The sequence below is a fragment of the Bradyrhizobium sp. ORS 375 genome, from assembly GCF_000239775.1.
In the GTDB taxonomy this organism is placed as follows: domain Bacteria; phylum Pseudomonadota; class Alphaproteobacteria; order Rhizobiales; family Xanthobacteraceae; genus Bradyrhizobium.
In genome coordinates, this window is sequence record NZ_CAFI01000263.1 from 1 (window position 1) to 512 (window position 512).

The window sequence follows — 512 nt, forward strand, 5'->3', positions numbered from 1 at the left end:
CTCGCCGACAGCATCGCCGTGACCGCCGATCTCGCGCGGGCCGCGCGCGCGGAAGCCGTGCTGATCGTCGTTCCCGCGCAGCATCTGCGCGGCGTCGTCATGCATCTGGCGCCGCTGCTGAAGCCCGGCACGCCGCTGGTCGCCTGCGCCAAGGGCATCGAGCACGGCACCCACAAATTCATGACCGAGGTGATCATCGAGGCCGCGCCGCGCGCGGCGCCGGCGATCCTGTCCGGCCCGAGCTTCGCCGACGACGTCGCGCGTGGATTGCCGACCGCGGTGACGCTCGCCGCGCCGGAGGAGGCGCTTGCCGCCGCGCTAGTGCAGGCCCTGGGCTCCTCGACCTTTCGTCCCTATCACTCGACCGACGTGCGCGGCGTCGAGATCGGCGGTGCCGCCAAGAACGTGCTGGCGATCGCCGCCGGCATCGTTGCCGGGCGCAATCTCGGCGCGTCGGCGCTGGCGGCGCTGACCACGCGCGGCTTCGCCGAGCTTGTCAGGCTCGGTCGCGC

At 73.0% G+C, this 512-nt stretch carries 1 pseudogene; it reads left to right on the plus strand.

Annotated features, from left to right (window positions below):
• A pseudogene (locus tag BRAO375_RS19550) lies at positions 1–512 on the plus strand (NAD(P)H-dependent glycerol-3-phosphate dehydrogenase); the annotation flags it as partial.